General features: G+C 43.3%; 21 protein-coding genes and 2 pseudogenes. 5 read left to right on the forward strand and 18 right to left on the reverse strand.

All coding sequences use genetic code 11. From position 1 onward, the window contains the following. Positions 1-62: 62 nt before the first annotated feature. Together RCH20_RS09030 and RCH20_RS09035 are read right to left on the reverse strand one after the other, a co-directional pair. Positions 63-1,067 (reverse strand): alpha/beta fold hydrolase, encoded by a 1,005-nt coding sequence (locus tag RCH20_RS09030; RefSeq protein WP_327193361.1) that lies wholly within the window; start codon positions 1,065-1,067, stop codon positions 63-65. A gap of 176 nt (positions 1,068-1,243) precedes the next feature. Continuing rightward, entirely contained in the window at positions 1,244-2,665 is a 1,422-nt protein-coding gene (locus RCH20_RS09035; protein ID WP_209957281.1) for an SLC13 family permease, read from the reverse strand. Between the two features lie 399 nt (positions 2,666-3,064). On the opposite strand from RCH20_RS09035, the gene RCH20_RS09040 reads away from it, so the two are divergent. Continuing rightward, the gene (locus RCH20_RS09040; protein WP_209957278.1) at positions 3,065-3,226 is read left to right on the forward strand and encodes a hypothetical protein; all 162 of its coding nucleotides are present in this window, start codon (positions 3,065-3,067) and stop codon (positions 3,224-3,226) included. Between the two features lie 45 nt (positions 3,227-3,271). On the opposite strand, the pseudogene RCH20_RS09045 reads toward RCH20_RS09040, so the two are convergent. Both RCH20_RS09045 and RCH20_RS09050 read right to left on the reverse strand, forming a co-directional pair. Next, positions 3,272-3,668 (reverse strand): annotated as a pseudogene (locus tag RCH20_RS09045) (DUF1275 family protein); the annotation flags it as partial. 847 nt (positions 3,669-4,515) lie between these two features. Then, positions 4,516-4,917 carry a hypothetical protein gene (locus tag RCH20_RS09050; protein ID WP_327193362.1) on the reverse strand — a complete coding sequence of 134 codons (402 nt, stop codon included), beginning with the start codon at positions 4,915-4,917 and terminating at the stop codon, positions 4,516-4,518. A 513-nt stretch (positions 4,918-5,430) separates the two neighbouring features. Between RCH20_RS09050 and RCH20_RS09055 the strand changes: the two genes are divergently transcribed. Together RCH20_RS09055 and dauA are read left to right on the forward strand one after the other, a co-directional pair. Continuing rightward, on the forward strand, positions 5,431-6,243 hold the full coding sequence (locus RCH20_RS09055) for a ZIP family metal transporter (protein WP_209957274.1): 813 nt from the start codon (positions 5,431-5,433) through the stop codon (positions 6,241-6,243). Positions 6,244-6,875: 632 nt separating this feature from the next. After that, positions 6,876-8,573, forward strand: coding sequence for a C4-dicarboxylic acid transporter DauA (dauA, locus tag RCH20_RS09060; RefSeq protein ID WP_327193363.1), 1,698 nt, complete (start codon positions 6,876-6,878; stop codon positions 8,571-8,573). Positions 8,574-8,991: 418 nt separating this feature from the next. Here the strand turns inward: dauA and RCH20_RS09065 are convergent. After that, a pseudogene (locus tag RCH20_RS09065) lies at positions 8,992-9,252 on the reverse strand (DUF1275 family protein); the annotation flags it as partial. A 150-nt stretch (positions 9,253-9,402) separates the two neighbouring features. Next, positions 9,403-10,212 carry an enoyl-ACP reductase FabI gene (locus tag RCH20_RS09070; RefSeq protein WP_209957271.1) on the reverse strand — a complete coding sequence of 270 codons (810 nt, stop codon included), beginning with the start codon at positions 10,210-10,212 and terminating at the stop codon, positions 9,403-9,405. A gap of 314 nt (positions 10,213-10,526) precedes the next feature. On the opposite strand from RCH20_RS09070, the gene folE reads away from it, so the two are divergent. Both folE and RCH20_RS09080 read left to right on the forward strand, forming a co-directional pair. Beyond that, positions 10,527-11,123, forward strand: a complete 597-nt coding sequence (folE, locus tag RCH20_RS09075) for a GTP cyclohydrolase I FolE (RefSeq protein ID WP_327193364.1) — start codon at positions 10,527-10,529, stop codon at positions 11,121-11,123. A 1,037-nt stretch (positions 11,124-12,160) separates the two neighbouring features. Beyond that, positions 12,161-13,072 (forward strand): haloalkane dehalogenase, encoded by a 912-nt coding sequence (locus tag RCH20_RS09080; RefSeq protein WP_327193365.1) that lies wholly within the window; start codon positions 12,161-12,163, stop codon positions 13,070-13,072. 308 nt (positions 13,073-13,380) lie between these two features. Here RCH20_RS09080 and tatA read toward each other — a convergent pair whose 3' ends face one another. The 12 genes from tatA to RCH20_RS09140 all read right to left on the reverse strand — a co-directional run bounded on the left by tatA (position 13,381) and on the right by RCH20_RS09140 (position 23,830). Further along, a complete protein-coding gene (gene tatA / locus RCH20_RS09085; protein WP_327193366.1) occupies positions 13,381-13,659 on the reverse strand; it encodes a Sec-independent protein translocase subunit TatA in 279 nt (92 codons plus the stop codon). Between the two features lie 32 nt (positions 13,660-13,691). Further along, positions 13,692-16,028 carry a copper-transporting P-type ATPase gene (locus RCH20_RS09090; RefSeq protein WP_442793127.1) on the reverse strand — a complete coding sequence of 779 codons (2,337 nt, stop codon included), beginning with the start codon at positions 16,026-16,028 and terminating at the stop codon, positions 13,692-13,694. Positions 16,029-16,270: 242 nt separating this feature from the next. Continuing rightward, positions 16,271-16,429 carry a hypothetical protein gene (locus tag RCH20_RS09095; protein ID WP_327193368.1) on the reverse strand — a complete coding sequence of 53 codons (159 nt, stop codon included), beginning with the start codon at positions 16,427-16,429 and terminating at the stop codon, positions 16,271-16,273. Between the two features lie 250 nt (positions 16,430-16,679). Further along, a complete protein-coding gene (locus RCH20_RS09100; RefSeq protein WP_209957260.1) occupies positions 16,680-17,429 on the reverse strand; it encodes an MBL fold metallo-hydrolase in 750 nt (249 codons plus the stop codon). Between the two features lie 164 nt (positions 17,430-17,593). Then, on the reverse strand, positions 17,594-17,737 hold the full coding sequence (locus RCH20_RS09105; RefSeq protein WP_209957258.1) for a hypothetical protein: 144 nt from the start codon (positions 17,735-17,737) through the stop codon (positions 17,594-17,596). A 164-nt stretch (positions 17,738-17,901) separates the two neighbouring features. Then, positions 17,902-18,387: a DUF305 domain-containing protein gene (locus RCH20_RS09110; protein WP_327193369.1), complete on the reverse strand. Its 486-nt coding sequence runs from the start codon at positions 18,385-18,387 to the stop codon at positions 17,902-17,904. A 46-nt stretch (positions 18,388-18,433) separates the two neighbouring features. Continuing rightward, positions 18,434-19,795, reverse strand: a complete 1,362-nt coding sequence (locus RCH20_RS09115; RefSeq protein WP_327193370.1) for a copper resistance protein B — start codon at positions 19,793-19,795, stop codon at positions 18,434-18,436. 27 nt (positions 19,796-19,822) lie between these two features. Further along, positions 19,823-21,517, reverse strand: coding sequence for a copper resistance system multicopper oxidase (locus tag RCH20_RS09120; protein WP_327193371.1), 1,695 nt, complete (start codon positions 21,515-21,517; stop codon positions 19,823-19,825). Positions 21,518-21,576: 59 nt separating this feature from the next. Then, entirely contained in the window at positions 21,577-22,218 is a 642-nt protein-coding gene (locus RCH20_RS09125; RefSeq protein WP_327193372.1) for a DUF411 domain-containing protein, read from the reverse strand. A 162-nt stretch (positions 22,219-22,380) separates the two neighbouring features. Then, positions 22,381-23,001, reverse strand: coding sequence for a c-type cytochrome (locus RCH20_RS09130; RefSeq protein WP_327193373.1), 621 nt, complete (start codon positions 22,999-23,001; stop codon positions 22,381-22,383). Positions 23,002-23,089: 88 nt separating this feature from the next. Further along, positions 23,090-23,353 (reverse strand): hypothetical protein, encoded by a 264-nt coding sequence (locus RCH20_RS09135; protein ID WP_327193374.1) that lies wholly within the window; start codon positions 23,351-23,353, stop codon positions 23,090-23,092. 150 nt (positions 23,354-23,503) lie between these two features. Beyond that, complete coding sequence (locus RCH20_RS09140) at positions 23,504-23,830, reverse strand: hypothetical protein (protein WP_327193375.1); 327 nt, start codon at positions 23,828-23,830, stop codon at positions 23,504-23,506. Positions 23,831-23,907: the final 77 nt, after the last annotated feature.

A 23,907-nucleotide genomic window follows, 5' to 3' on the forward strand; every position in this document is an offset into this window, starting at 1 on the left:
ACGACTCCCTTTAGGTAATAGTGACTGTTTAGAAATTAATTCTTAGAAAGTATGGTGTAGGATTAATCTAATTTTTCACCAACCAAAAACTGTCTTGCTGCCCTAACAGTCGCGACGGGGTCTTCTTCATGCGGCACATGCCCTAGATTATCGAATACTTTAAGCTGGCTGTTACGGATGTCTTGATGAAAACGCGTGGCATTCTCCACTGGGATTAGGTCATCCTGTGCGCCCCATAAGACTAAAGTAGGCAGGGTTAAACCCTTAATTTGGTCTTGATTTTCGGTGCTATCAAATTCTTGCAGACGATCTATCAGTGCTTGGCGATTGCCCTGACGTAGCGCTAGATCATAGTAACGATCAATCAAGGCGTCATTAACCTTGCTATCGTCTGCATAAACACTCACCAGGCTTTTTCTGACCACATCTCGAGGCAGAACATAATTCAAAATAGGGGCTAAAGCTGGGTACTTCGCTAGCGTAAAGGCTAGAGGAACCTGTTTTGGTGTCGCTGGATAACCGACCGAATCGATCAATATTAATTTTTCCACATACTCAGGATACAAGGCGGCAGTACGCCAAGCAATTTTACCTCCTAACGAATTGCCCACTAAAGTGGCTCGACTTACCTGTAAGCGATCCATTACCTGGGTCACAAAAGCCGCATAATTATCGCTAGTATAATCTATTGACTCCTTAACATAGGGACCAGTCAAGCCAAACCCTGGTAGATCCATACGAATGACGCAGGACTCATTACTGAGTGCTGTCGCCCAACCTTCCCAGGTATGTAAGCTTGCTGACGTGCCGTGAAGTAAAACAACAGGCTCTGACAACGTTTTGCTATTCAGATCTTGACATAGGTTTGACTGCACTACATGTACCTGCATACCTTCGACATGTACCTGCATACCTTCGACTTCCACAAACTCACTATCTGGCAACTGCCACTGTTCTAGTTCAGCAACGCTTTTATCAGGCGCCCAAAAAAACACTAATAAGGCGACTAATATGACAAGAACGCTGATACTGGTATATATAATAAATTTAACTAGGCGTGACATCATTTTTAGTGAATCCGTTTCATGGTATGAGATTACTTGTCTTTTTATGATAATGTGATAAGCCATATATCACTATTCGAGACAACCACCATCAAAAGCCATAAAAAAACCCAATGTCTAGCCATTGCGTAGACATCAGGTTCTAAAATTAGCTGTTACAATACTGAATTAGTTAGCAATTAGAGCAGGAAGAAATACGCCCATAATCCGACTACAAAGGTGGCAATGATATTAAGTATCACACCAGTACGTACCATCTCTGACTGTTTAATAAGCCCAGTACCAAAGACAATCGCATTTGGTGGGGTGGCAACGGGTAACATAAAGGCACACGAGGCACCAATACCAATAATCATTACCAATACGGCAGGCGGCAGACCCATTTGCTCGGCAATAGCCGCAAATACGGGTACTAAAAGCGCAGCAGAAGCGGTATTAGAGGCAAACTCTGTTAAGAAGATAATGAATGCTGCTACTGAAATTACCACTAAGATAAGCGGTGCAGATGACAACCCATTGGCGACCGCTTGACCAAGAATCAAAGAGGCCCCTGAGACTTTTAGCACCGTTGATAGCGCGATACCACCACCGAACAACATGAGTACGCCCCAGTCGGTGTTGTCAGAGACTTGTTTCCATGACACCAAACCTAAGCTAACCACTGCTGATGCTGCTAACAATGCGACAATAGAATCCACATCATCAATATTAAGCGCGGCACCGATTTTTTTAGAGAGTATCCAGCTCGATGCGGTTGCGATAAACACAATAATTGTCAGTACACGGGGTTTATTCCATGCAATAGGATCATCTTCGTTGAGTGCTACCTGACGATTAAGATTGGGTTTAAGAAAAAGATACATGGCCCCTAATAATAGTGGCAACAATACCAACATCATGGGAATACCAAACTTCATCCAATCAACAAAAGCGATATCAAGCGCTTTGGCAGCGATGGCATTAGGCGGTGAGCCCACGATAGTACCCAAACCCCCAAGGCTGGCAGAATAAGCAATACCTAATAGCACAAATACGAAAGTGCCGCGGTCGTTTTCACGGTCGACCTGGGTTAAAATACCCAGCGCCAATGGCAACATCATTGCCGCAGTGGCTGTATTCGATATCCACATCGATAAAAATGCAGTCACTCCAAATATCAAAAATACCGCAGTTCTAAGATTGCCACCGGCCATCGACAGAATCTTAAGCGCAATTTTCCTATCCAATTTCTGCACATGTAGCGCCGCTGCTAATGCAAAACCCCCAAAGAACAAATAAATAATCGGGTTGGCAAAACTTTGTAGGCCAATTTCGGCATCAAAGTCTGGTATGCCAATAAGTGCGCCTATTACGACGACCAATATCGCGGTAATAGTCACATGCACCGCTTCAGTCAACCACAACACGCCAATAAAAAACAGCAGGGTAAGGCCTTTATTGGCACTGATATCGTACGGCAGGACGTTGTAAATAATCATACTGACAATCGCAGCTATCACTACTACTATCAGCCCTTTACCAGTGCCCTTTGGAAAAGTATCAGTAAATAAATATTCGTTGCCATCATCAGGAAGATGGCTGTCTAATTTCTGCTCTGACATAAAATGTCCTTATTGTGTCCAAAGACAGTGATAAAAATTATAGGAGGTAAAGATAAATTTTAACCATTAGCAATAGCTCTATAACGGCCCTACCAAAATACGCTGTCATCATAACAGGAATATTCTCCACCCGAATACTTTTTATAGTGTTCTAAAAAAACCTTATTAGCAATATGGCTTTATCGTTCCCTGACTGTGATAGCTCACCTTAGGCGGTCAAATCAGGTTGATATGTCGTTACATACCGTCACTAAATAATCGCACATCATCCCTGTACAACTAGTGACCAATATCACATACTCAATGGGTTAATCTAAAAGTGTCAGTTGACTGACACTTTTAGAATTTAATTAATGGTAAGATCATTGAAGAATTAATAAAAAAAATTGGGAGTACCTCATGGACAATCGTGATAAGCCTGACTCAACCACCAAAATGGCACCAAAAGATATCAATCAAGATAGCCTTGCTAAAGAAGACCAACAGCGTACCGATGACTCGGCGCTCGATATGATGCAAGGTCTCCATGAACATGAAGACCATAAAGAAGACGAAGAGTAGTCTATCTAATTAAGTTAACCTGCGTGACAAGGCTATAACACTAAGCTATAAATTATAAGAAAAGCGCTTATTACTCTGATGAGCGCCTTTTTTTCTACGTTGGCATTTTTCGGGTAGCCGCTCAGATGCATGGTTATAAAAAAATGCTACCGCAAGTACAATCGTAATGGGCACAAATAACGCGCCATAACCCACTCTGGCATATAAAAATGCACCCACTACCCCGCCCCCTCCCCGCAAAAAAATACCAAATAATGGCTTGAAAGCCTAATGTAGATTTGCTGATGCGGCGACCTGTTAGCCAGTTACCAATCGCTGCGCCCATGTCGGATGTCAAACCTGTCAAATGGGTCGTACGTATGACCGCGCTGCTATACGTAGCGACCATAGCATTTTGTAATCCGCAGGCCATTGCCGCCGCTAATTGTCCTAAATAATCATGCTACTGACATAAAAAATAGGGACTGATCAAATCAGGGTTATTTAGGGTAACAATCCACACTCTATCGCCAGTTCAACAAATACGGAACCGGTAAGATAATCTAGGTGAAAGTGGGTGTTTTGGTGAGCGGTTTTTGAGGGAGGAAAGCCCAGAAGTGTCAGCCAATCATTAACACATTTCCTGGTTAATGATTCATACGCAGAGACCCCTTTACGCTGCTCATTACGACGTTCGCGCAGGTCATACCAAGCTTTAAATAATGCTAAGAAATCTTGATTAACTCATTTCCTTACATAAAGATAATTTCGCAAGGTTACGTTAAATCCTTCAATGGCACTTGATGCCATATGCCGAGTGTGGAGGAGTTGCTCTATTTTACGCATGATTTCAGTAACCTCTGTATCAATGATTTCGCGGCCGAGTAAATAATACGTGCCCGCTATTTTGATTGTCACATCACGGCGCTTTCATAGATTCATTTTTTTTAGTTTCCTTTTACGTTCAATTATACGGCAGGTCAGTGAGATAACCGCATCAGGGTTCAGATAACCGCATCAGGGTATTGGCATCGGAGCGCTGATAAACGTTGATATAATGCTGATGTTGCAGAAGTTAAGCCAATGAGTCGATTCTCTAGGTAGCGTGCTACAAATTTGCAATCTCTGTGCTCGGTTTTGCGCAAGAGCGTTATTGCTTGAGTAAGCAATCGCTGTGCGGCATCAGGTGTCATTAACTCTCCGCTCCTAGAATTAATACAGCAAATTAATACAGCAAAAAGCCTGGCGAATTTTTTGAACCGCTTGGCCTGCAAAAGTATACCGTTCAATAGCAATACTTTCAATATTGGCTAATGGTACGGTTTTGTTAAATAATGCCGCGTTTTTTGTGCTTCAATGATCACCCCTTGAATATAACCAAAACTAACGGAGCAGCCAGGGTAGATAGTGGAAATTTGATCTTGAATGGCGCGAATAGAGTTGGCGGATGTAATGGATAAAGCCACGATAGCCCGACGTAACTGAAATTTATCGACAGCAACACTGATAATGCAGTCTGATTTTTCCTTATCAGAAATTAACGCATTCAATGCTACCTGCAGAGCATCGCGTGCTGCGTAGACTGCTTTTCTGGAGATAGAAAAATCATTGGCTAAAGAAGTAATGTTGCCATGAGCTTGGCAAAAGAGTGTTTTTGCGAGAAGATGCAATTTGTCTGAGGGTTCAAGTTGTGTTCGGTCAAGTATCGGCATATTTTTTACTGTTATATAAACTGCTTTTGGCAGAGCAATTGGTTTAAATAACGTCGCTTGATCCCTCAGACTCTCCTTGTCAAAGAGTTACCCATGTTTGATTGGTTCCAGAGAAATTATTAAGTGATCAGGTTTATTTTTTCTTTTAACTTTTAACTTTTTAATACAGTTAGTTACTTATTTTTAGAAAACACCTAATCTGATCATCAATTTAATTCATTTGGTATTAATATGACCCGATTGTTTCCATCAGAATGAGCGAGCTGAGATTGTCGCTTGAACGCACAAATTCTTGACCATTTTGGAGATAAATTGCGTGTTTTATTAACATATAATTGTGCTTAAAAGGTTTGGCTGTCCCGCTTTTTCTGTTAGGAGGGTTAAGTCCATCTGGCAGACTCGGACAAAGCGTTATCGTAACCAAGGCGCAAGTTGCACACTTGGAAACGCGGCATCAACAGCGCGCGAATGAGTCTTTGAGTCTGTTTAAATACATTTTAAGGAACAGGTAAAATGGTCGATTGGTTTTTGCAACTTTCTCCCGTGATGCAGGCTTTTCTCGCGACTTGTTTCACTTGGTTTGTAACAGCACTTGGCGCAAGTGTGGTCTTTTTTTTCAAAACCATCAACCGAAAGGTGATGGATGGCATGCTCGGCAGTGCGTCAGGGGTTATGATTGCAGCCAGTTTCTGGTCGCTGCTAGCCCCTGCCATTGAAATGGTGGAAGAAACAGGCGGGACCCCTTGGGTGCCTGCTCTCATAGGTTTCCTCACTGGTGGTGGTTTTCTCTGGTTGATCGATAAGATTCTGCCTCACCTGCACCCTGGTTTTCCGACAAAAGAAGCTGAAGGCATAAAAACCAGTTGGCAACGTTCTGTGCTCTTGGTGCTAGCGATTACCCTCCATAATATTCCTGAAGGTTTGGCGGTGGGTGTTGCCTTTGGTGCCGCTGCAGTAGGACATCCCGCAGCCTCAATCGGTGGGGCCATTGCGCTTGCTATCGGTATTGGTATTCAGAATTTTCCAGAGGGGGCTGCGGTATCCGTGCCTCTCCGGCGAGAAGGGATGTCTAGGAAAAAGAGCTTTATGTATGGTCAGTTTTCCGGCATGGTCGAACCTGTTGCCGGTGTGGTTGGCGCTTTGGCAGTTGTCTATATGCAGCCTCTATTGCCTTATGCTCTGTCTTTTGCAGCAGGGGCGATGATCTATGTTGTGGCAGAGGAGTTAATTCCGGAATCCCAGGCCGAAAAACATTCAGATATTGCCACCGTCGGGGTCATGGTAGGTTTTGCTCTCATGATGACTTTGGATGTCGCCCTTGGGTAATTATACCAAAAGAACTAAAAAGATGATCAGTCTTAGTGGTTAAAATTAACCTACCTGCGTGGTGAGTCTTATGCAAAACGTCGTATTCTTTACCACTTCGTGGCCCGCTAAGACTGTTCAACATCGTGGCAGAGGATTTTGTGCAAAGAGAATAACGATCACCTGCAACTAAGACCTTGCTAGTGCGCGTTTTTCCTGCCTAAACCTTGTTTTCTTTATTAATTCTTTTGCTATAACGTTAATATAGCTTTCAAAATCAATTTCTAAGGCGTATAAAGTGTACAAATCGTTTTAATAATTCAATGATTCTTAGCAAAGCTGACATGCTACCTCTACAAATAGCATCAGTGATTTACTGCCCAAGTCTGATTAACTGATTGTTTATAATATTAGTATTATAGACAGCTTTATTAATGATACCAAGATTGCATATTATTAACTATGCCGCCTCATAGCGAACCAGGTCAATAAGCGCTCCTAGATTGTGTAGAAAAAATCAGTGATGGCAGAACGTTTGATTAAGTTATTGTTAACTATTGGCGTTGGCAACAAAGACTTATTCTTGATTTTAACCCACCAAATTGATTGGATTTCCCAGATTAGGGCGTTAGCGCTCAATAAGCGAGTACACATTGTTTTCAGCATTAAGAAAATCCTTAGCAAGCAAAATAACACTTTCAGATATTCAAGAGAATATTCTGTCAGGGTTAGCTGTCGGCGTGATTGCGCTTCCGCTATCTATGGCGTTAGCCATTGCAAGTGGTGTCCCACCTCAGCATGGACTGTACACGGCTATTGTCGCCGGCATTGTTATTGCCCTGAGTGGCGGTTCTAAAGTGAATATATCAGGCCCCACTGCGGCGTTTGTCGTTGTGTTATTGCCAATTGTTCAGCAGTTTGGCATAGGGGGACTGCTCGTTAGTGGTTTTATGGCGGGTATCATTATGATATTGATGGGGGTTGGCAAGCTCGGCAAGCTTATTGAGATTGTTCCCTACCCGGTCATTATCGGATTCACAGCTGGTATTGGTGTTGTTATCGGTACGTTGCAGATAAAAGATTTTCTAGGGCTCAACATAGAAGCGCTAAATGGGGACTATCTGGATAAGCTTTTATTGATAGTGTCTTCATTACCCACTATCAACTGGCAAGAATTGTTAATTGGCGCACTGACTATTATCACATTGTTACTCTGGCCTTACATGCGATCCAAAATACCGGGACATCTGATCGCACTCCTTGTGGGCTCCATCTCTGCATGGTTATTTAGCCTGCTAAGTCAAGATTTTTCTGTTGCAACCATTGCCAGTCGATTTCACTATGAAATCAATGGTCTAATTGGTGATGGCATCCCGGCAATTTTGCCGGCATTTGAGTGGCCATGGAATTTACCCGACGCCAACGGTAATCCCATTGGCTTGAGTTTTGCTCTTATCAAAATGCTATTACCCGCCGCGATTACCATTGCAATATTAGGCGCACTTGAATCATTGTTATGTGCAGTCGTCGCTGATGGTATGTCAGGCAAAAAACATAATCCCAATGATGAGCTTATCGGGCAAGGGATTGGTAATATGATTGCCCCGTTATTTGGTGGCATACCTGCAACCGCAGCCATTGCCCGCACCGCTGCTAACATTAAAGCTGGGGGGAGTTTTCCGCTCGCGTCCGTAGTACACAGTTTGTTTATTCTTGGTTCAATACTGGCGCTTACACCTTTACTGGCTTATATCCCGATGGCGTCAATGGCGGCTTTATTATTGGTAGTAGCATGGAATATGAGTGAAGCGAAACACTTTATTCACACTATTAAAGTCGCGCCAAGGGATGATGTTATTGTCTTGATTTTATGTTTTTCACTAACGGTACTCTTTGATATGACGGTTGCTGTCGCAGTGGGAATGGGATTATCTGCTCTGCTGTTTATCCGCAGAAGTATTACGCTGACCCAGACAACCGAAATGGAAAAAAACCATGAACTCCATGGTGAGCTCGCTGACAATATTGTCATCTATGATATTAACGGACCATTATTTTTCGGATCTGCGCAAAAAGCGCTGCAAAGTATTTCCATTGTTACGCCGGATCTTCGCGTTGTTATACTGGATATGTCTGAGGTTAATATGCTTGATATGAGTGCAATTGTCACCATTGAATCGATTAAGGATAGTCTTGCCAGACAACATATAGGATTAGTTATTAATAACTTAGAACCAAGAATGGTGGTGAAATTACGCCGTGCTGGAGTCCGCTATAAACCGGGGGAAATTCAATTCTCGCGGACAATCAAAGATGCTGTTGCCATCGCTAATAAAATGATCTTGCAATAATACTTATTCTTGAACATTATCAGGGCGCATTCTCGTTTGCTTTAGCGGCGAGTTAAACCTTGTGTCAAATGATTAAAATATAATACAACCCATTTCCATTTCCATTACCATTACCAAAAATCAATAACAACATGATATAAAATGGTTTTCTGATTTATCTATCCACGTTAGAATAAAAAATAGGCTTATAAAGGGACCGATCAAATCAGGATTATTTAGGGTAACAATCCACACTCTATTACCAGTTCAACAAGTGCGGAACCGGTAAGATAATCTAGGTGAAAATGGGTGTTTTAGTGAGCGGTTTTTGAGGGAGGAAAGCCCAGAAGTGTCAGCCAATCATTAACACATTTCCTGGTTAATGATTCATACGCAGAGACCCCTTTACGCTGCCTATTACGACGTTCGCGCAGGTTATACCAAGCTTTAGAGAGGTTTGCCCAATCACAAAACCACTTAATATAGCCCCGGCCAAAAATGCCAATAGTGAGGCACCAATATATAAAATACTGGGGCCATCAAAATGCGCGACGGCGGCTGAAAGTAGACTGACGTTACCGGTGACATGCGATACCGATAGACTGGTAAAACCCATCAACGCTGCCGTATTGACGCAGCCGGCACTAAACGCTAGTACCGCCCCGCCCCACAGTATCCACTTCGGTAGTTTAGTGATCATTGCCCTTGCCTAAAAGCTCATTACCAGAAAAAACGCTTATTATAACTAAAAAAGACAGCTTTTGGCTGTCTTCCTTATATTCACAAGAGCCAGCGGTTAATTTTAAATGGTGAATTACCCGCTGCTAACCGACTGACTTACTAATTTCGATTACTTTTGAGGCTCATCAAGCATCATTAATTGCTCACTAATAGCCACAGTATTGAAGCCTGCATCAACAAACATAATCTCGCCCGTTATACCGGATGCCCATGGTGATAGCAAGAATAGCGCCGCATTACCCACTTCCATCTGACTGATATTACGCTGTAAGGGTGCGATTTTTTCACTAATATCGAGCATTTTTCGAAATGACTTAATGCCACTGGCTGCCAAAGTACGAATAGGTCCGGCTGAAATAGCATTGACACGAATACCTTCACCGCCCATTGAGGTTGCTAGGTAACGGACACTGGCTTCTAGACTGGCTTTTGCCATACCCATCACGTTGTAATTTGGCAATACAGAAATGCTACCTTCATAAGTTAAGGTCAGCATAGAACCGTGACGCATTGCTAGCAGCTCGCGAGCTTCTTTGGCCAAAGCGACAAAGCTATAACTTGAGATATCATGAGCAATTTGGCTGCCTTCACGAGTAGTGGCACTGGTAAAATCACCATTGAGCTGATCCATTGGTGCAAAACCAATCGCATGTACCACGCCATCAATACCATCACCCCAATGGGCCGTGACTTGCTCAAAACAGGCCGCAATAGAGTCATCAGACGCCACGTCGCACTCAAGTACTAAATCAGCCTCAAATTTTTCAGCTGCCATATCCACCCGTTTTTTTATTTTATCGTTTGGATAGGTCAAAATCAAAGATGCCCCCTCACGATGCAATGCTTCAGCAATAGCCCAAGCGATAGAGAGTTTGCTGGCGATGCCGGTGACGACAAAGCGTTGTCCTTGAAGTAGCATAATAATTCCTTATTGACCGATCGAATGACTGCTAATTTCGATATGGTAGATAACCAATACTGAGTTGCAGCCCAATGAATATGAGAAGATGTTGCATTATACACGAATCAAATTAAGTAAACAGTCGTAAACTATTGGCACTTAGTCTTAACCTGCATTTATTAAACCACTGGGCATTGTCCATAGCAGTATGAAATTGAGCAGACTTCAAGTATAATCACAGTCCTTTCCAGCTTGCACAATTTTTAAAAAATCCTTTACAAAATAGGATTTAGCGTTAAGCTACACCCACATTTTGGATGGCTGCCAAACTTATGAGTAATACCTCAACAATAACATCAAACTATCAAGAAAGCATTGAGTCCTATCGTCAGCTGATTACTTCAACTGGCGAAGACCTAGAACGTCCAGGTCTTGGAGATACGCCCATGCGCGCAGCAAAAGCCTTTGCTCATTTGACTCGAGGTTATCATCAAAACCTAGATGAGGTAGTCAATAGTGCCTTGTTCCCATCGACCAATCGTGAGTTAGTATTGGTACAAAACATTGAGTTTTATTCCTTGTGTGAACACCATATGCTACCTTTTCATGGTATCGCGCATATTGGTTACTTACCCAATGGGCAAGTACTAGGCTTATCAAAATTTGCTCGTATCGTAGACATGTTTGCTCGTCGTTTACAAGTTCAAGAGAACTTGAGCGAACAAGTGGCACAAACTATTATGGATGTGACTGGCTGTCGCGGCGTGGCGGTAGTGATGGATGCATCCCACATGTGTATGATGATGCGCGGTGTCAATAAGCAACACTCAACTACCCGTACAACCGCTATGCTAGGTGAATTTGTCCATGACAACCAAGCACGTATGGAATTTTTGAGCGCAATACCTAGACGGCAGCCGGCTTTTTAAAGTATAGTCAATAAAAAGTAACATCGATACATAACCTACTGCTGGCATAAGTTTTTCTTGCTTGCTGTGCCTACGCAGACAGAGGCTAAAAAAAGCTTATACCAGCAGTACCCTAGCGTTTTTAAGGTATTTTACCTATATTGAAATAAGCAAAACAAAGCAATCAGTAAGGACGCCTAAGCGTCCTTTTTTTTGGTCTATTTTAAGCATTATCTAGAGGCTAACCTTTAAATATAGTCAATAAAAAGTAATATCGATACATAACATACCGCTGGCATAAATTTTTCTTGCTTGCTGTGCCTACGCAGACAGAGGCTGCAAAAAGCTTATACCAGCAGTACCGTAGCGTTTTTAAGGTATTTTAATTATAGCGCATGGTCAGAGTCCTACAAATTAAGAGTCCTAACAATTAAGAGCCCTCAAATACGAAGTTAATAAACCGATTGTAGACTAAATAGATTTTCTGACCTTGGCATGTTAACGCACCATCGACATACTCGGATTCAAAAGAATCTAGTATCGCAGTATCAATACCGCTGTTGAGGTGGCCGATAGACTCATTGGTACTCCAGAAACATGAACTGACTTTTGGGGTCATCAGCCACGATGGCTAGCCAGTTGGACATGGAAGCTTAGTGGTCTATCTCTTATAAGTACGCATATTACATAGTGAAAACTGTCCGTCATAGCTATAAAGACAGACGTCTACCTTCTCTATTGTTACACTACCACCAATCTTTAGTGATCGCCCTGTTGCATGAACAATTGTTTGTACGGTATAGTTCTCATTCAGTATACTTTTGAAGACGCATTGAGTGGGCTTACTGTTGCAATAGATACCTTTGCTTTCACAGCCTAAAACTGGCTTGAAATAAAAATATTGTTTGATACGCGAAAACTCTGATCCTGAACCGCATTTGATAGGTTTAAGCGCAAACTGGTTTGCCTTGGCCACCTGATTCGACCGCCTGTGATAGGCCAGATTTTCGGCAGCTACGTCATAATGTGCGGTCATTTACCTCATACAAGGACGATATATGAAAACGCTTAGAACTCCCGACTCATGTTTTACGAACCTTCCCGATTATGATTTTGCTCCGCAATATCTAATGGTTGACGATAGCGAAGGAGGTGAACTACGGGTGCATTACCTCGACGAAGGCCCAAAAGATGCCGATCCAGTGTTACTGCTGCACGGGGAGCCTTCATGGTGTTATCTATATCGCAAAATAATCCCCATACTGACTGCAGCAGGATACCGCGTTATTGCTCCAGACCTTCCAGGTTTCGGTCGGTCAGACAAACCTACATCCCGTACTGATTATACCTACCAGCGCCATATCGACTGGATGCAATCGGTACTCGACCAATTAAACTTGAAGAACATTACTCTTTTCTGCCAAGACTGGGGTGGCCTGATCGGCCTGCGCTTAGTAGCGGCTAATCCAGAGCTGTTTTCTCGGGTAGCAGCTGGCAATACCATGCTGCCCACCGGCGATCACGACCCAGGAGAAGGTTTTCGCAAATGGCAGCAATTTTCACAAGAAACACCGCAATTTCATGTCGGAAAAACAATCAATAGCGGCACTACCACGGAGCTGCCGCAGGCGGTCATCGATGCTTACGATGCGCCATTTCCTGATGAGTCATATAAAGAAGGAGCCAGGCAGTTCCCGCTGCTCGTACCCACGACGCCAGATGACCCTGCTTCAGCCAATAACCGTGCTGCTTGGATTGAATTGAGCAAGTGGACCAAGCCTTTCATTACGCTGTTCAGCGATTCCGACCCAATCACTGCCGGTGGTGATCGGATAATGCAAAAACTCATTCCCGGAACCAAAGGCCAAGACCACACAACTATTGCCGACGGTGGACATTTTCTTCAGGAAGACCAAGGCGAGAAGCTGGCTGAACTTTTAATTCAATTCATTAATGACAACCCTGAATAATTTACAACTCTTTAGTAAGGGCAGTATATCAATGCTTTAAGTTGCGTGGTCTCAGCGCACTATCAATAGTCGATCACATGTAAAGCTTATAGCAACTACTATTATCGTTGAACTGAGCAAAACTTGAGTAATCAGTAAAAAAGGTAATGAGTGCGCTTAAGATGGCACTGGTTACCTTTTTTATTTCCTGAAGTTAAAATATCAGTGCTAGGACGCCCAGTAAGAGTAACTCGAAAAATCCGATATCAAACGTGACAGTTACATATGTTAATGGGCTATTGAGTATCGCCATTTATACGCGGCGAACTTCATACTTTGTGCTTGTCATCAGTGGTAGCAGGGTTGATTTCCATATTATCAGGCCGAGTGCCAGACTGTATATTTGAATCGCTATCTGAAGTACTATTTTCATAGTCAAGTAAACGATTCTTGCGAGCGTGCCCAGTCTCTTCATCTTTGACCGCTTCTTTAAAACCTTTGACTGCACCGCCTAAATCTTTGCCAGCATTTTTAAGTTTAGCGGTGCCAAATACGACCACCACTACCACCAATAAAATCAGCCAATGTGTAATAGAAAAACTACCCATAACGATATCCTTATATTTTTATAGCATTAACATCACAGCTTCAAGCGACGCAATCGCAGCGCATTACCAATAACAGATACTGAAGAAAGACTCATGGCAGCGGCTGCTATCATTGGGCTAAGTAAAAGTCCGAAGAATGGGTACAGTACGCCAGCAGCGAGCGGTATGCCGAGCGCGTTGTAGAAGAATGCAAAAAACAGATTCTGTCTGATATTACGCATCGTAGAATGGCTCAGTTTATGTGCTCTGACAATCCCCATTAGATCGCCTTTCACTAGGGTGATGCTTGCACTCTCCATAGCCACATCTGTGCCAGTACCCATTGCAATACCGACATCCGCTTGCGCAAGGGCTGGAGCATCGTTAATACCATCACCCGCCATAGCTATGATTTTACCGCTACTTTGTAGCTCTTTGATAATGCGATTCTTATCTTCTGGTGAGACGTCAGCATGCACCTCATCAATATTAAGTTTGCTAGCAACTGCTCTAGCTGTTATCTCATTGTCACCTGTCAGCATGACCACTCGCAGTCCAGCTTTGTGTAGCAGTGATATCGCCTCACTGGTACTGGGCTTAATTGGATCAGCGACTGAGATCAGACCAGCGGCTCGTCCATCTACTGATATAAACATTACGGTTTCACCGTCCTTTCGGCGTTTGTCGGCACGTTCTGAAAGCGCACTATCAAAACTATCAAGGCGCTCCATGAATTTTGAATTACCGACAGCGACCTGCTTACCATTAACCAGCGCCTGCGCACCTTCGCCGGTGGTCGAACTAAAATCACTGGCTTTAGCAGTATCAAGAGACTTTGCCTTCGCAGCATTGACAATAGCTTCTGCTAGAGGATGTTCGCTGGCGCTCTCAACAGCGGCTACTAACACAAGGAGTTCATCCTCATTTAAGTCGCCAAGCGCTTCGATAGCGGTGAGTTCTGGTTTGCCTGCGGTCAGTGTTCCGGTTTTGTCGACAACGATGGTGTCGACTTTTTCCATGCTCTCTAACGCTTCAGCGTTCTTGATGAGCACGCCATTCTGGGCACCTTTGCCGGTGCCAACCATGATCGACATTGGCGTGGCGAGTCCCAATGCACAAGGACAAGCTATAATTAATACCGCGATAGCATTGACCAATGCAAAAGCCATTGCAGGCGCAGGTCCAAATACTGCCCAAATAATAAAGGTTATAACAGAACAGATAAGAACAACTGGCACGAACCAACCCGCTACCTTATCCACCAGTTTCTGTATTGGCGCACGGCTGCGCTGGGCTTCGGCAACCATCTTGACTATTTTGGATAATACGGTGTCATCACCGACATCAACTGCTTCAATTAATAAGGTTCCAGTACCGTTCACCGTACCGCCGGTAACCGTGTCTCCTGCTGTTTTTGCAACAGGTAGTGGTTCACCCGTTACCATTGACTCATCGACGTTGCTGTTACCATCTAGCACAGTACCGTCTACAGGGAGCTTCTCTCCTGGCTTGACTCGCAGTCTGTCGCCACTGATCACTTGGTCAAGTGACACTTCTGTCTCGATATCGTTCTCATCAACACGTCTTGCGGTTGGTGGTGCCAGCTCAAGTAGAGCACGAATCGCGCCTGAGGTCTGACTTCTAGCTTTGAGCTCTAGAACCTGACCCAATAGTACTAGTGTGGTGATAACCGCTGCTGCTTCATAGTACACCCCGACCCGACCGGAGGCGTCCCTGAAACTGTCTGGAAAAATACCCGGAACAAAGGTGGCTACCAGACTAAAACCAAAGGCTGCGCCTACGCCCACTGCAATAAGAGTGAACATGTTTAGGTTTCGACTTTTCACGGATTGCCAGCCACGAACGAAGAATGGCGCCGCGCCCCATAGTACCACCGGTGTCGCAAGCGCCAGCTGAATCCACTGAGCGATCTGACCGGAGGTATCGCCCTGACCGCCCTGAATAAGGCTGTCTAGATTTATACCGACCATGTCGCTCATTGCATATAGAAATAGCGGTATAGTCAGCACCGTGCAGATCCAGAAACGGCGAGTCATGTCATCAAGCTCTGAGGTGTCCTCCTCGCCAATAGTAGCCGTTTCTGATTCAAGCGCCATACCGCATATTGGACAGCCACTATTTTCAACATCTCTGACTTCAGGATGCATCGGGCAAATATATACGGTTCCGCTGTAGTCAGCTGGTACCTTATCGTACTTGCCGCCTTTGATGGGTTTTGCGTCTGTATTCGAAGTGCTGTCATTATGACTGTGACAACTTGCGTGATCATCTTTTATGCCTGCCATCTCAGCAACCGTATCTTCAGGTTTGAGAGACATTTTGCACAGTGGACAACCGCTGTCTTCAACATCTCTCACTTCTGGATGCATCGGGCAGATATAGATTGTTCCGCTGTAGTCAGCTGGTACCTTATCGTACTTGCCGCCTTTGATGGGTTTTGCCTCTGTATTAGCCGTGCCGCTAACGCTTGCGTGATTATGGTCTTTTTCTTTGTGCATATCTTGTTTCATAAAATCACTCCTTAAGGACGGTGAGTAGAGGTTTAGACTCTGCACAATTAGTAATCAAACACCGCTTCTCTACTGCCAAATTCAGTTATTTATTATGATCTTTAGTCTGGTTTACGTAGGTATTTTAAAAGCGCCTTAACTATCAGTACGAGTAGGGCAAGAAATAGTAGTGCAAACAACAAGCAGACAATCATCATTCCCCAGCCCATGCCTTGCATCATTGTTCCGTTCATCATTGTTCCATTCATCATGCCGTTCATAATAGTATTTCTCCATAATTCATAGTATTAGTATTAGTATTAGTATTAGTATTAGTATTAATGGTAGTGTGCGAGCTCAGTACGGGAATGTTGAATGCCCGTTAATGACATCACTCTAAGATAATCTTATAAATAATCGACTTTTGCCTGATTAAATTGATCATCATATTGATGTAATCTACTCCATTATTCCTGACCCGGTTGGGATCCGATGAACTGGCCATCGTCAATTTCCCTGAAACCAGTCATATTAGCCCTGTGGACTCTGTGTCATCTGCCGACAATAATGGGCTAGGTTATCTGGCAAGTCATCTGGGCAAACGCCACATTGCTGGTTGCCTGGAACAGCGTAGTCGATAAATTTTGGATATGGCAAGTTCAGGTTATCCATGATGACCTTGAACTCTTCGATTGTTATATCCCCACCAAGCCGTGGATTGCGCTTCTTTTCCTGATTGATTGAAGACACAAAGCGCCCCTGATAGTCGTGCGCGGGGAAGACTAGCGTGTCGTCTGGCAAAGAAAACAACTTGTGCCGCACAGATTTATAAAGTGCATCGACATCACCGTTCTGGAAGTCCGTACGGCCGCACCCGTCGATGAGCAAAGCATCCCCAGTGAACACGCGCTCGTTAAAAAGATAGGCAAAGTGCCCAGCGGTATGCCCCGGCGTATGTAGCGGGTGTAAGGTAATGCCAGCAACCTTCAAAGGTATGCCTTCTTCGAGTCCGACATCCGCACATGGCAGTCGGTCGTAGGCAGGCGCAGCGATCTTGCTGCCAACGGCACGCTTCAACTCTAGCGCCGCAGTAATATGATCCGCATGAATATGCGTATCAACGGTATAAACTAAATTCAACCCTAACTTATGCACTTCGGCCAAGTCGCGGTCCATTGTCGCGATGACAGGATCAATGAGGACAGCCTGACCTGTGTCTTCGTCCCCTAGCAAATAAGTATAAGTGCTCGAGAGAGGTTCGTATAATTGTCGAAATATCATGGTAACTCCTTATCTAATTTGGTTGACGGTATCCGTCATGTCTATCATTGTATCTATTATTACATATTATTTTATAATATAATGTATATGTAAATGGTTACATTATATGGACTTTTCATGATAGTACCGAAGTAAATTAATTGAGTAAAACTGCATGATACATGCTAATAATGCGAGCCTGTCATCTGAGCCATCTGCCCAGTCAACGCAAAAATACCAGCGCCAATCATGACACCGGTACCTAGCATAACCGTCCCTAATAATGTCAGGCTATCTTTTTGATACCGAGTATCCCTGTTCTGCTCCATACTTATTCAGTTTTTTATTACTTTTTTCAGTAGTGAGATTTTAAATCTGCGGTGAAAAACAGCTTTGAATAAACAGACTTATATGGTTAGACGTACTATTTAATAGACAGTTGGTTTTTGTATATAGAATATCTCTACAAACACAACCGTTTAATCCAACTCATCTACTCCAAATCATCGATCAGTTGCTGCATCTCACCAATTTCACGCTTTTGTGCTTCAATGATGTCGTCAGCTAAATCCCGTACTCGTGGATCAGTAATCTCAGCGCGCTCACTGGTCAAAATAGCAATCGAATGATGCGGTATCATGGCTTGCATCCAATCAACCTGATCGACGGTCTCTTGTGACCTGACGCCCCAAAGACCGACGGCAAACAGCACCACACTCAAGCCATAAACCAGTAGATTAATCTTGGTCTTTTTATACATGTTGGTCATAAAGGCCATCATGATTATAGCCATGATTGCACCCATATATAGCGCCATATAGGCTCTGGTCTCACTAAAATAAACATGATCCCATTTATAGGTATTAAAATACATCATGATGAACATCACGACAGTAGAGGTTAAAATCATAAGTGTGAACCGAACATAAGGGTTCATGTGGCTCTCATGGTTCATGTTCTTTTGATTAGAATCATTCATAATATAACCCCTGATTCGTAATATAACTGCTGTAAATTTACTAATGTTAAAACCAGAATTTGACACCTGTAGTCAAACTACTGCCATCAACAGACTCATTATCTTGACGGCGCAAATCTCGTGCATCACCTAAAGCCGTCTCATAACTAACCCCTACATAAGGTGCAAGTTGGCGGTTTAGGGTTTCGTAAGTGAGTCTAACCTCGGTCTCTAATTCATTAAAACCCTTAGTAATATGGTTGTCAACATCATCTTTACTAAACGCAGTCAAACCTACCTCTGGTATGACTACCCAATGCTGACTCAAGCGCCACTCATATTCTGCACCAAGATCAAGCTGGACTTGACCATCAGTATATAAATAGGCTCTTGCATCCGTTTCGACAAAGTATGGTGCGGTACCTACAATACCCGCCATGAGTGCTGGTTTATCGTTTTCAGTATTATAAGCAATACCAGCCTCACCATTCCAATAAATACCCAGTGGCTTCCAGTAAGCTAGTGAGCTTAAGCTATCGATTTCTTTATCGTCTTTGGTTTGAGCACTTCCTTCAGTACGGAATCTAAGACGATTGCTATCATCACCATACCAGCTCTCAATTTCAAAGTTGATCTGGTCATCGTCAAACTGATAGCCTAAATCGTCTACAGAAACGCTCCATAATGGCAGGCTACCCATCATTACTGGCTTACCATAACGTCCGTAAGGGACACCGTTGGAGTAGTCAGAACTTCGAGCATCAGCAGGGGCTTCGCCACCTTGCATACCTGACATGTCCATCTCTGACATATTCATTTTACTGTGATCCATGCCCGCCATATCGCCAGACATATCCATACTACTGTGATCCATACCCGACATGTCCATTTCTGACATATCCATACTGCTATGATCCATGCCCGACATGTCCATCTCTGACATATCCATACTGCTATGATCCATGCCCGACATGTCCATCTCTGACATATCCATACTGCTGTGATCCATGCCCGACATGTCCATTTCTGACATATCCATACTGCTGTGATCCATGCCCAACATGTCCGTTCCTGACATATCCATACTGCTGTGATTCATGCCCGACATGTCCATCTCTGACATATCCATACTGCTGTGATCCATGCCCAACATGTCCGTTCCTGACATATCCATACTGCTGTGATTCATGCCCGACATGTCCATCTCTGACATATCCATACTGCTGTGATCCATGCCCGACATATCACTGTTTGGCATATCCATACTGCTGTGATCCATGCCCGACATATCACTGTCTGGCATTTTTGTCTTATTCATAGAGTCATAGGGGCCCGCTGCATTCGCCAAGGGTATGGCTAGCCACATAGATACTGATAATATAGATACCGGCAACACAGTAATATTAAAACCTACTTTACGTATTTTCATCTTATTTCTCACCTATCAAAGACTGACTTAAACAACGGCAACTTCTCTAAACATACCCGCTTCCATGTGATAGAGCAGATGGCAATGCCATGCCCATCGGCCAGCCTCTCCTGTGGTGTCGAAACTTATCTTTTGCGCAGGTTGCACGACAATAGTATGCTTACGGACTTGAAAGTCTCCATCAGGCGCACGCAGATCACTCCACATACCATGTAAATGCATAGGATGGTTCATCATAGTGTCATTGACCAAGGTAATACGTACGCGCTCGCCTGGCTTGATATTTACGGGCGTTGCGTCTTTAAACATAACGCCATCCATGGCCCAAATGTAGCGCTCCATAGCACCCGTTAGATGTAATTCAATCTCTCTGGTAGGTTTGCGCTGCTCTGCTAGCACTTGCTCATCAACAGAGCGTAATTGACTATAAGTCAGTACTTTTCTGTCAATCTTACGCAGGTTGATGCCGGGATCATCAATGTTTATGCGCGCACTGTCAACGCGCATATCCGTCTTAAAGTCATATTCTGTTTTGGCATGTTTGGCATCATAGCCATTTGCACCCATGGCACCCATCATATCGGCCATCGTTAACCACTCGATCTTGTCCATAGCAGGTATAACAGCACGAGCGCCTTTTTTAGTAGCAAGCGTAGTGGCAACAAAACCTGACCGATCTATGTTCTGCGCAAATATAGTATGAGCGTCCCCAGTCGGAGTAACGATGACATCATAAGTCTCAGCGACGCCAATACGGAAATCATCTACGTCAACAGGTGCGACATCGTTACCATCAGTTGAGACGACTTTCATCTTCAGACCTGGTATCCGCACATCAAAGATAGTTTGTGCTGACCCATTAATAAAACGTAGCTTAACCGGCTGTCCAGCTTTTACGAGCTGTACCCAATTGGCTGCTGTAGTTTTGCCGTTCATAAGATAAGTAAAGGTATTTTCACCCGATAAGTCAGTAAAGTCAGTCGGCATCATGCGCATCTGATTCCACATTTTACGCTTATCAAACGCGGTTTTTATATCCGTCTTAGCAATATCAGACAGCAGTTTTTTGAAGTCTGGTAAATGATAATTGTCAAAATCAGAGCGCTGCTTTAACAGTTTTAGTAAATTATGCGGATCACGATGCGTCCAATCACTTAGCAATATAACGTGGTCTTGCTCTACTGGATAACGCTCACGACCTTTAGGCTCGACGACGATGGCGCCACGCATACCCGTTTGTTCTTGAAAGCCAGTATGCGAGTGATACCAGTAAGTACCCGACTGTAATAACTTAAATTGATAAGTGAAGGTGCTATTGGCAGGAATACCAGCAAAGCTGATGCCAGGTACACCATCCATTTCATACGGCACTAAAAGACCATGCCAATGAATAGAAGTCGACTCGTTCAGCTGGTTATGGACGCGAATAACTACGGTATCGCCCTCTTGCATCTTGAGTGTAGGCCCTGGTAGCGAATCATTAATTAGCGTTGCCATGCTTGATTTGCCATTGACCGTTATCATCTTTTCACTAACATAGAGATCGAACTCATTACCTGTCAGTATAGGTACAATGTGATCAGCTTTATCACTGTTAACGACAACATTGTTCTGACTGCTACCTAGTGCACTACTGGCAATGGTAGGTAGCATTGAGGCGCCAAGGACCATAGATGACCCTGTCAGAAAACGTCGACGGTTCAGTATGTTTTCAATATTCATAATGATGTCCTAATGTGATTTGCAAGATTATTGAACTTTTATTTAAATCAGAAATACAATTACAGTTGCTGCTCAGGGGACTCAATAGCAACATAAACTTGTGTACTGCCGTCATTGTTGAGCTGCATTACTTTATAAGGCATAAATTTACCTTGATATTCCATACCGGGACTACCAACAGGCATACCAGGGACAGCAAGCCCAATGGCTTGTACGGGTGGGTTTGCTAGAAACTGTGCCATGTGTTTTGCAGGAACATGACCTTCAAAAACATAACCATCAGTCGTAACTGTGGTATGACAAGCGCGCATCTCATTTGGTACGCCATAACGCTCTTTGAATAAAGACAAATCTTTAGGATGCTGCGTGGTTGCACTTAGACCATTGTCTTCTGCATGACCTACCCACTCTTTACAGCAGCCGCAGTTGGCATCTTTATATACGGTTGCCGAGACATTTTTGAGTAGCTCTGACCGATTTATTAAAGGCACATTTATAGGTACGGGTTTACCGTCTTGTATCTGCAGAGTCTGAATAGTAGTAGAAGGCTCTTCTTGTACTGATTGTGAATCAGAGGTGCTGGTATTAGATTGGCTGCAAGCTGCTAGTGTGAGCGACAATGAGGATGTCGCCACCAATAAAAAAACACGACCTGATAACCAGTTATATTTATTAGAAAACATATATGTGTAACGTCTCATAAAATCACCCCTAAACGTTTATTGCTATACCCAATATTCTAAAAATTTATACTCTATATTTGAAATCTTATATCTTTAACTGTAAACGTTGAATACAGCACCGTTCAGCACTACATGGTTAATAGTGGCAACAATGACAATACTTTTTAAATCCTAGACGACTTAATGCTGCATTCCAGAGCCATCATCTGACATATCCATCATGCCACTGCCCATGCCACTGCCCATGCCACTGCCCATTGACAGGTCCATAATATCGCTATCAAACCTAGTAGTTAGCATGGTGTATTGGCTTTCATCTAATTCAGGTAACGATCTGATAAAGGCCACCATTGCCCACATTCTATCGTCATCATGAGTGGCTCCCCATGCAGGCATTCCCGATGCCATGATGCCGTGTTTGATCGCCCAAAAGTTCTGTTGAGCACCAGCCTCAGTATCATAACGAGCGACGACTTCAGCCTTAGTAAAATTAGGCGGCTTTGGATATAGGTACTCGCTCAGATCTGTTTTCTCTACATCAGGTGCCAGATGACAGCCTGCACACATATCTTTGTAATCCGCGCCCCCAGAACTGATCATATCTACTCGGGTTAAGTCTGGAACAATAATTTCCTGACTGGCATTTTTTATGGAACGATTGCGCGCGGTCTCTAAGAAGCTATACATCATTGGGTTATGCGCCTGATCTGCTCCTATATTCACAATACCACTGCTGACAACTCCAAAGACCCCAACGATTGCCACAAACACGGCGAAAAGCGCACCCAATAAAAATCTCATATGTCTGTCCTAAAGTCTATTGCTGTTATAATCTGACTATCACTTAGTAGGGTTGGGTTGGATTGAACCTTACCTAGCGCGTCTAAAACTATTTAGAAGCATCTTCACTAGTAACGCAATGTTTTTGGTACATTTGCTTCATTTTACCCATATTGGCCATCATTGCTTTCATAGCAGGATCATTCATGTCCATTTTGCTATGATCCATTTTTTGCATCATTTGCATATTTTTTTCCATCTTTTCACAGTTCATCTGATCTTTTTGTGCATGCATTTCTGGAGAATGTGCCATAGCAGACGTTGAGAAGACTAATGTGACAGCTATTGCTGCAATTGATTTAGATAACCACATAATTAATTCCTGTTAATTGGGTTGGGAGCTATTAAGGCTCAAGCTTATTTAAATTAGGCATTGTCGCACCACCTTTCGATGGTACATCATCGATTCTGACTGCCAGATGACGCTAAGATGACAATGTTGTCATCTTCACATCTTTGGATTTTAATGCGCGACGTATTCATTTAATATAGCTTCAGCATTGCTATCACGATCGCTACCATATTTTTTCACAAAATACTTTTCAGACTGCAAATGTTGATCTTGATGCTGAACCTGACAGGCCACTCTGGCGTCCACATAGCTTTTCATCTGATTACTAGAGATTTGTGCGTCATTATGGTCTGCATTTCTTGCAAAACTAGTGACAGCATCACAATTATTGAGGACAGAGGCATCCAAGTTTGTAGTATGAGCATTTGCAGCTGAGATGCCGATCAGCACAGAAAAAGATAATAACGCGACATTTTTTAATGAACTATAACTTTTCATATAAGACCCTTTAAAAGATAAATAATTGGACGTTCAAGTGAAATAACCATTTATAGATACTTATCAACTACTGACAG

The sequence above is a fragment of the Psychrobacter sp. PL15 genome, from assembly GCF_035984995.1.
In the GTDB taxonomy this organism is placed as follows: Bacteria; Pseudomonadota; Gammaproteobacteria; order Pseudomonadales; family Moraxellaceae; genus Psychrobacter.

Excerpts from the sequence above, each read along its gene's own strand:
- RCH20_RS09030 (WP_327193361.1), bottom strand. The coding sequence starts at position 1,067 with ATGATGTCACGCCTAGTTAAATTTATTATATATACCAGTATCAGCGTT.
- RCH20_RS09035 (WP_209957281.1), bottom strand. The coding sequence starts at position 2,665 with ATGTCAGAGCAGAAATTAGACAGCCATCTTCCTGATGATGGCAACGAA.
- RCH20_RS09040 (WP_209957278.1), top strand. The coding sequence starts at position 3,065 with ATGGACAATCGTGATAAGCCTGACTCAACCACCAAAATGGCACCAAAA.
- RCH20_RS09050 (WP_327193362.1), bottom strand. The coding sequence starts at position 4,917 with ATGCCGATACTTGACCGAACACAACTTGAACCCTCAGACAAATTGCAT.
- RCH20_RS09055 (WP_209957274.1), top strand. The coding sequence starts at position 5,431 with ATGGTCGATTGGTTTTTGCAACTTTCTCCCGTGATGCAGGCTTTTCTC.
- RCH20_RS09070 (WP_209957271.1), bottom strand. The coding sequence starts at position 10,212 with ATGCTACTTCAAGGACAACGCTTTGTCGTCACCGGCATCGCCAGCAAA.
- folE (WP_327193364.1), top strand. The coding sequence starts at position 10,527 with ATGAGTAATACCTCAACAATAACATCAAACTATCAAGAAAGCATTGAG.
- RCH20_RS09080 (WP_327193365.1), top strand. The coding sequence starts at position 12,161 with ATGAAAACGCTTAGAACTCCCGACTCATGTTTTACGAACCTTCCCGAT.
- tatA (WP_327193366.1), bottom strand. The coding sequence starts at position 13,659 with ATGGGTAGTTTTTCTATTACACATTGGCTGATTTTATTGGTGGTAGTG.
- RCH20_RS09090 (WP_442793127.1), bottom strand. The coding sequence starts at position 16,028 with ATGCATCCAGAAGTGAGAGATGTTGAAGACAGCGGTTGTCCACTGTGC.
- RCH20_RS09095 (WP_327193368.1), bottom strand. The coding sequence starts at position 16,429 with ATGAACGGCATGATGAATGGAACAATGATGAACGGAACAATGATGCAA.
- RCH20_RS09100 (WP_209957260.1), bottom strand. The coding sequence starts at position 17,429 with ATGATATTTCGACAATTATACGAACCTCTCTCGAGCACTTATACTTAT.
- RCH20_RS09105 (WP_209957258.1), bottom strand. The coding sequence starts at position 17,737 with ATGGAGCAGAACAGGGATACTCGGTATCAAAAAGATAGCCTGACATTA.
- RCH20_RS09110 (WP_327193369.1), bottom strand. The coding sequence starts at position 18,387 with ATGAATGATTCTAATCAAAAGAACATGAACCATGAGAGCCACATGAAC.
- RCH20_RS09115 (WP_327193370.1), bottom strand. The coding sequence starts at position 19,795 with ATGAAAATACGTAAAGTAGGTTTTAATATTACTGTGTTGCCGGTATCT.
- RCH20_RS09120 (WP_327193371.1), bottom strand. The coding sequence starts at position 21,517 with ATGAATATTGAAAACATACTGAACCGTCGACGTTTTCTGACAGGGTCA.
- RCH20_RS09125 (WP_327193372.1), bottom strand. The coding sequence starts at position 22,218 with ATGAGACGTTACACATATATGTTTTCTAATAAATATAACTGGTTATCA.
- RCH20_RS09130 (WP_327193373.1), bottom strand. The coding sequence starts at position 23,001 with ATGAGATTTTTATTGGGTGCGCTTTTCGCCGTGTTTGTGGCAATCGTT.
- RCH20_RS09135 (WP_327193374.1), bottom strand. The coding sequence starts at position 23,353 with ATGTGGTTATCTAAATCAATTGCAGCAATAGCTGTCACATTAGTCTTC.
- RCH20_RS09140 (WP_327193375.1), bottom strand. The coding sequence starts at position 23,830 with ATGAAAAGTTATAGTTCATTAAAAAATGTCGCGTTATTATCTTTTTCT.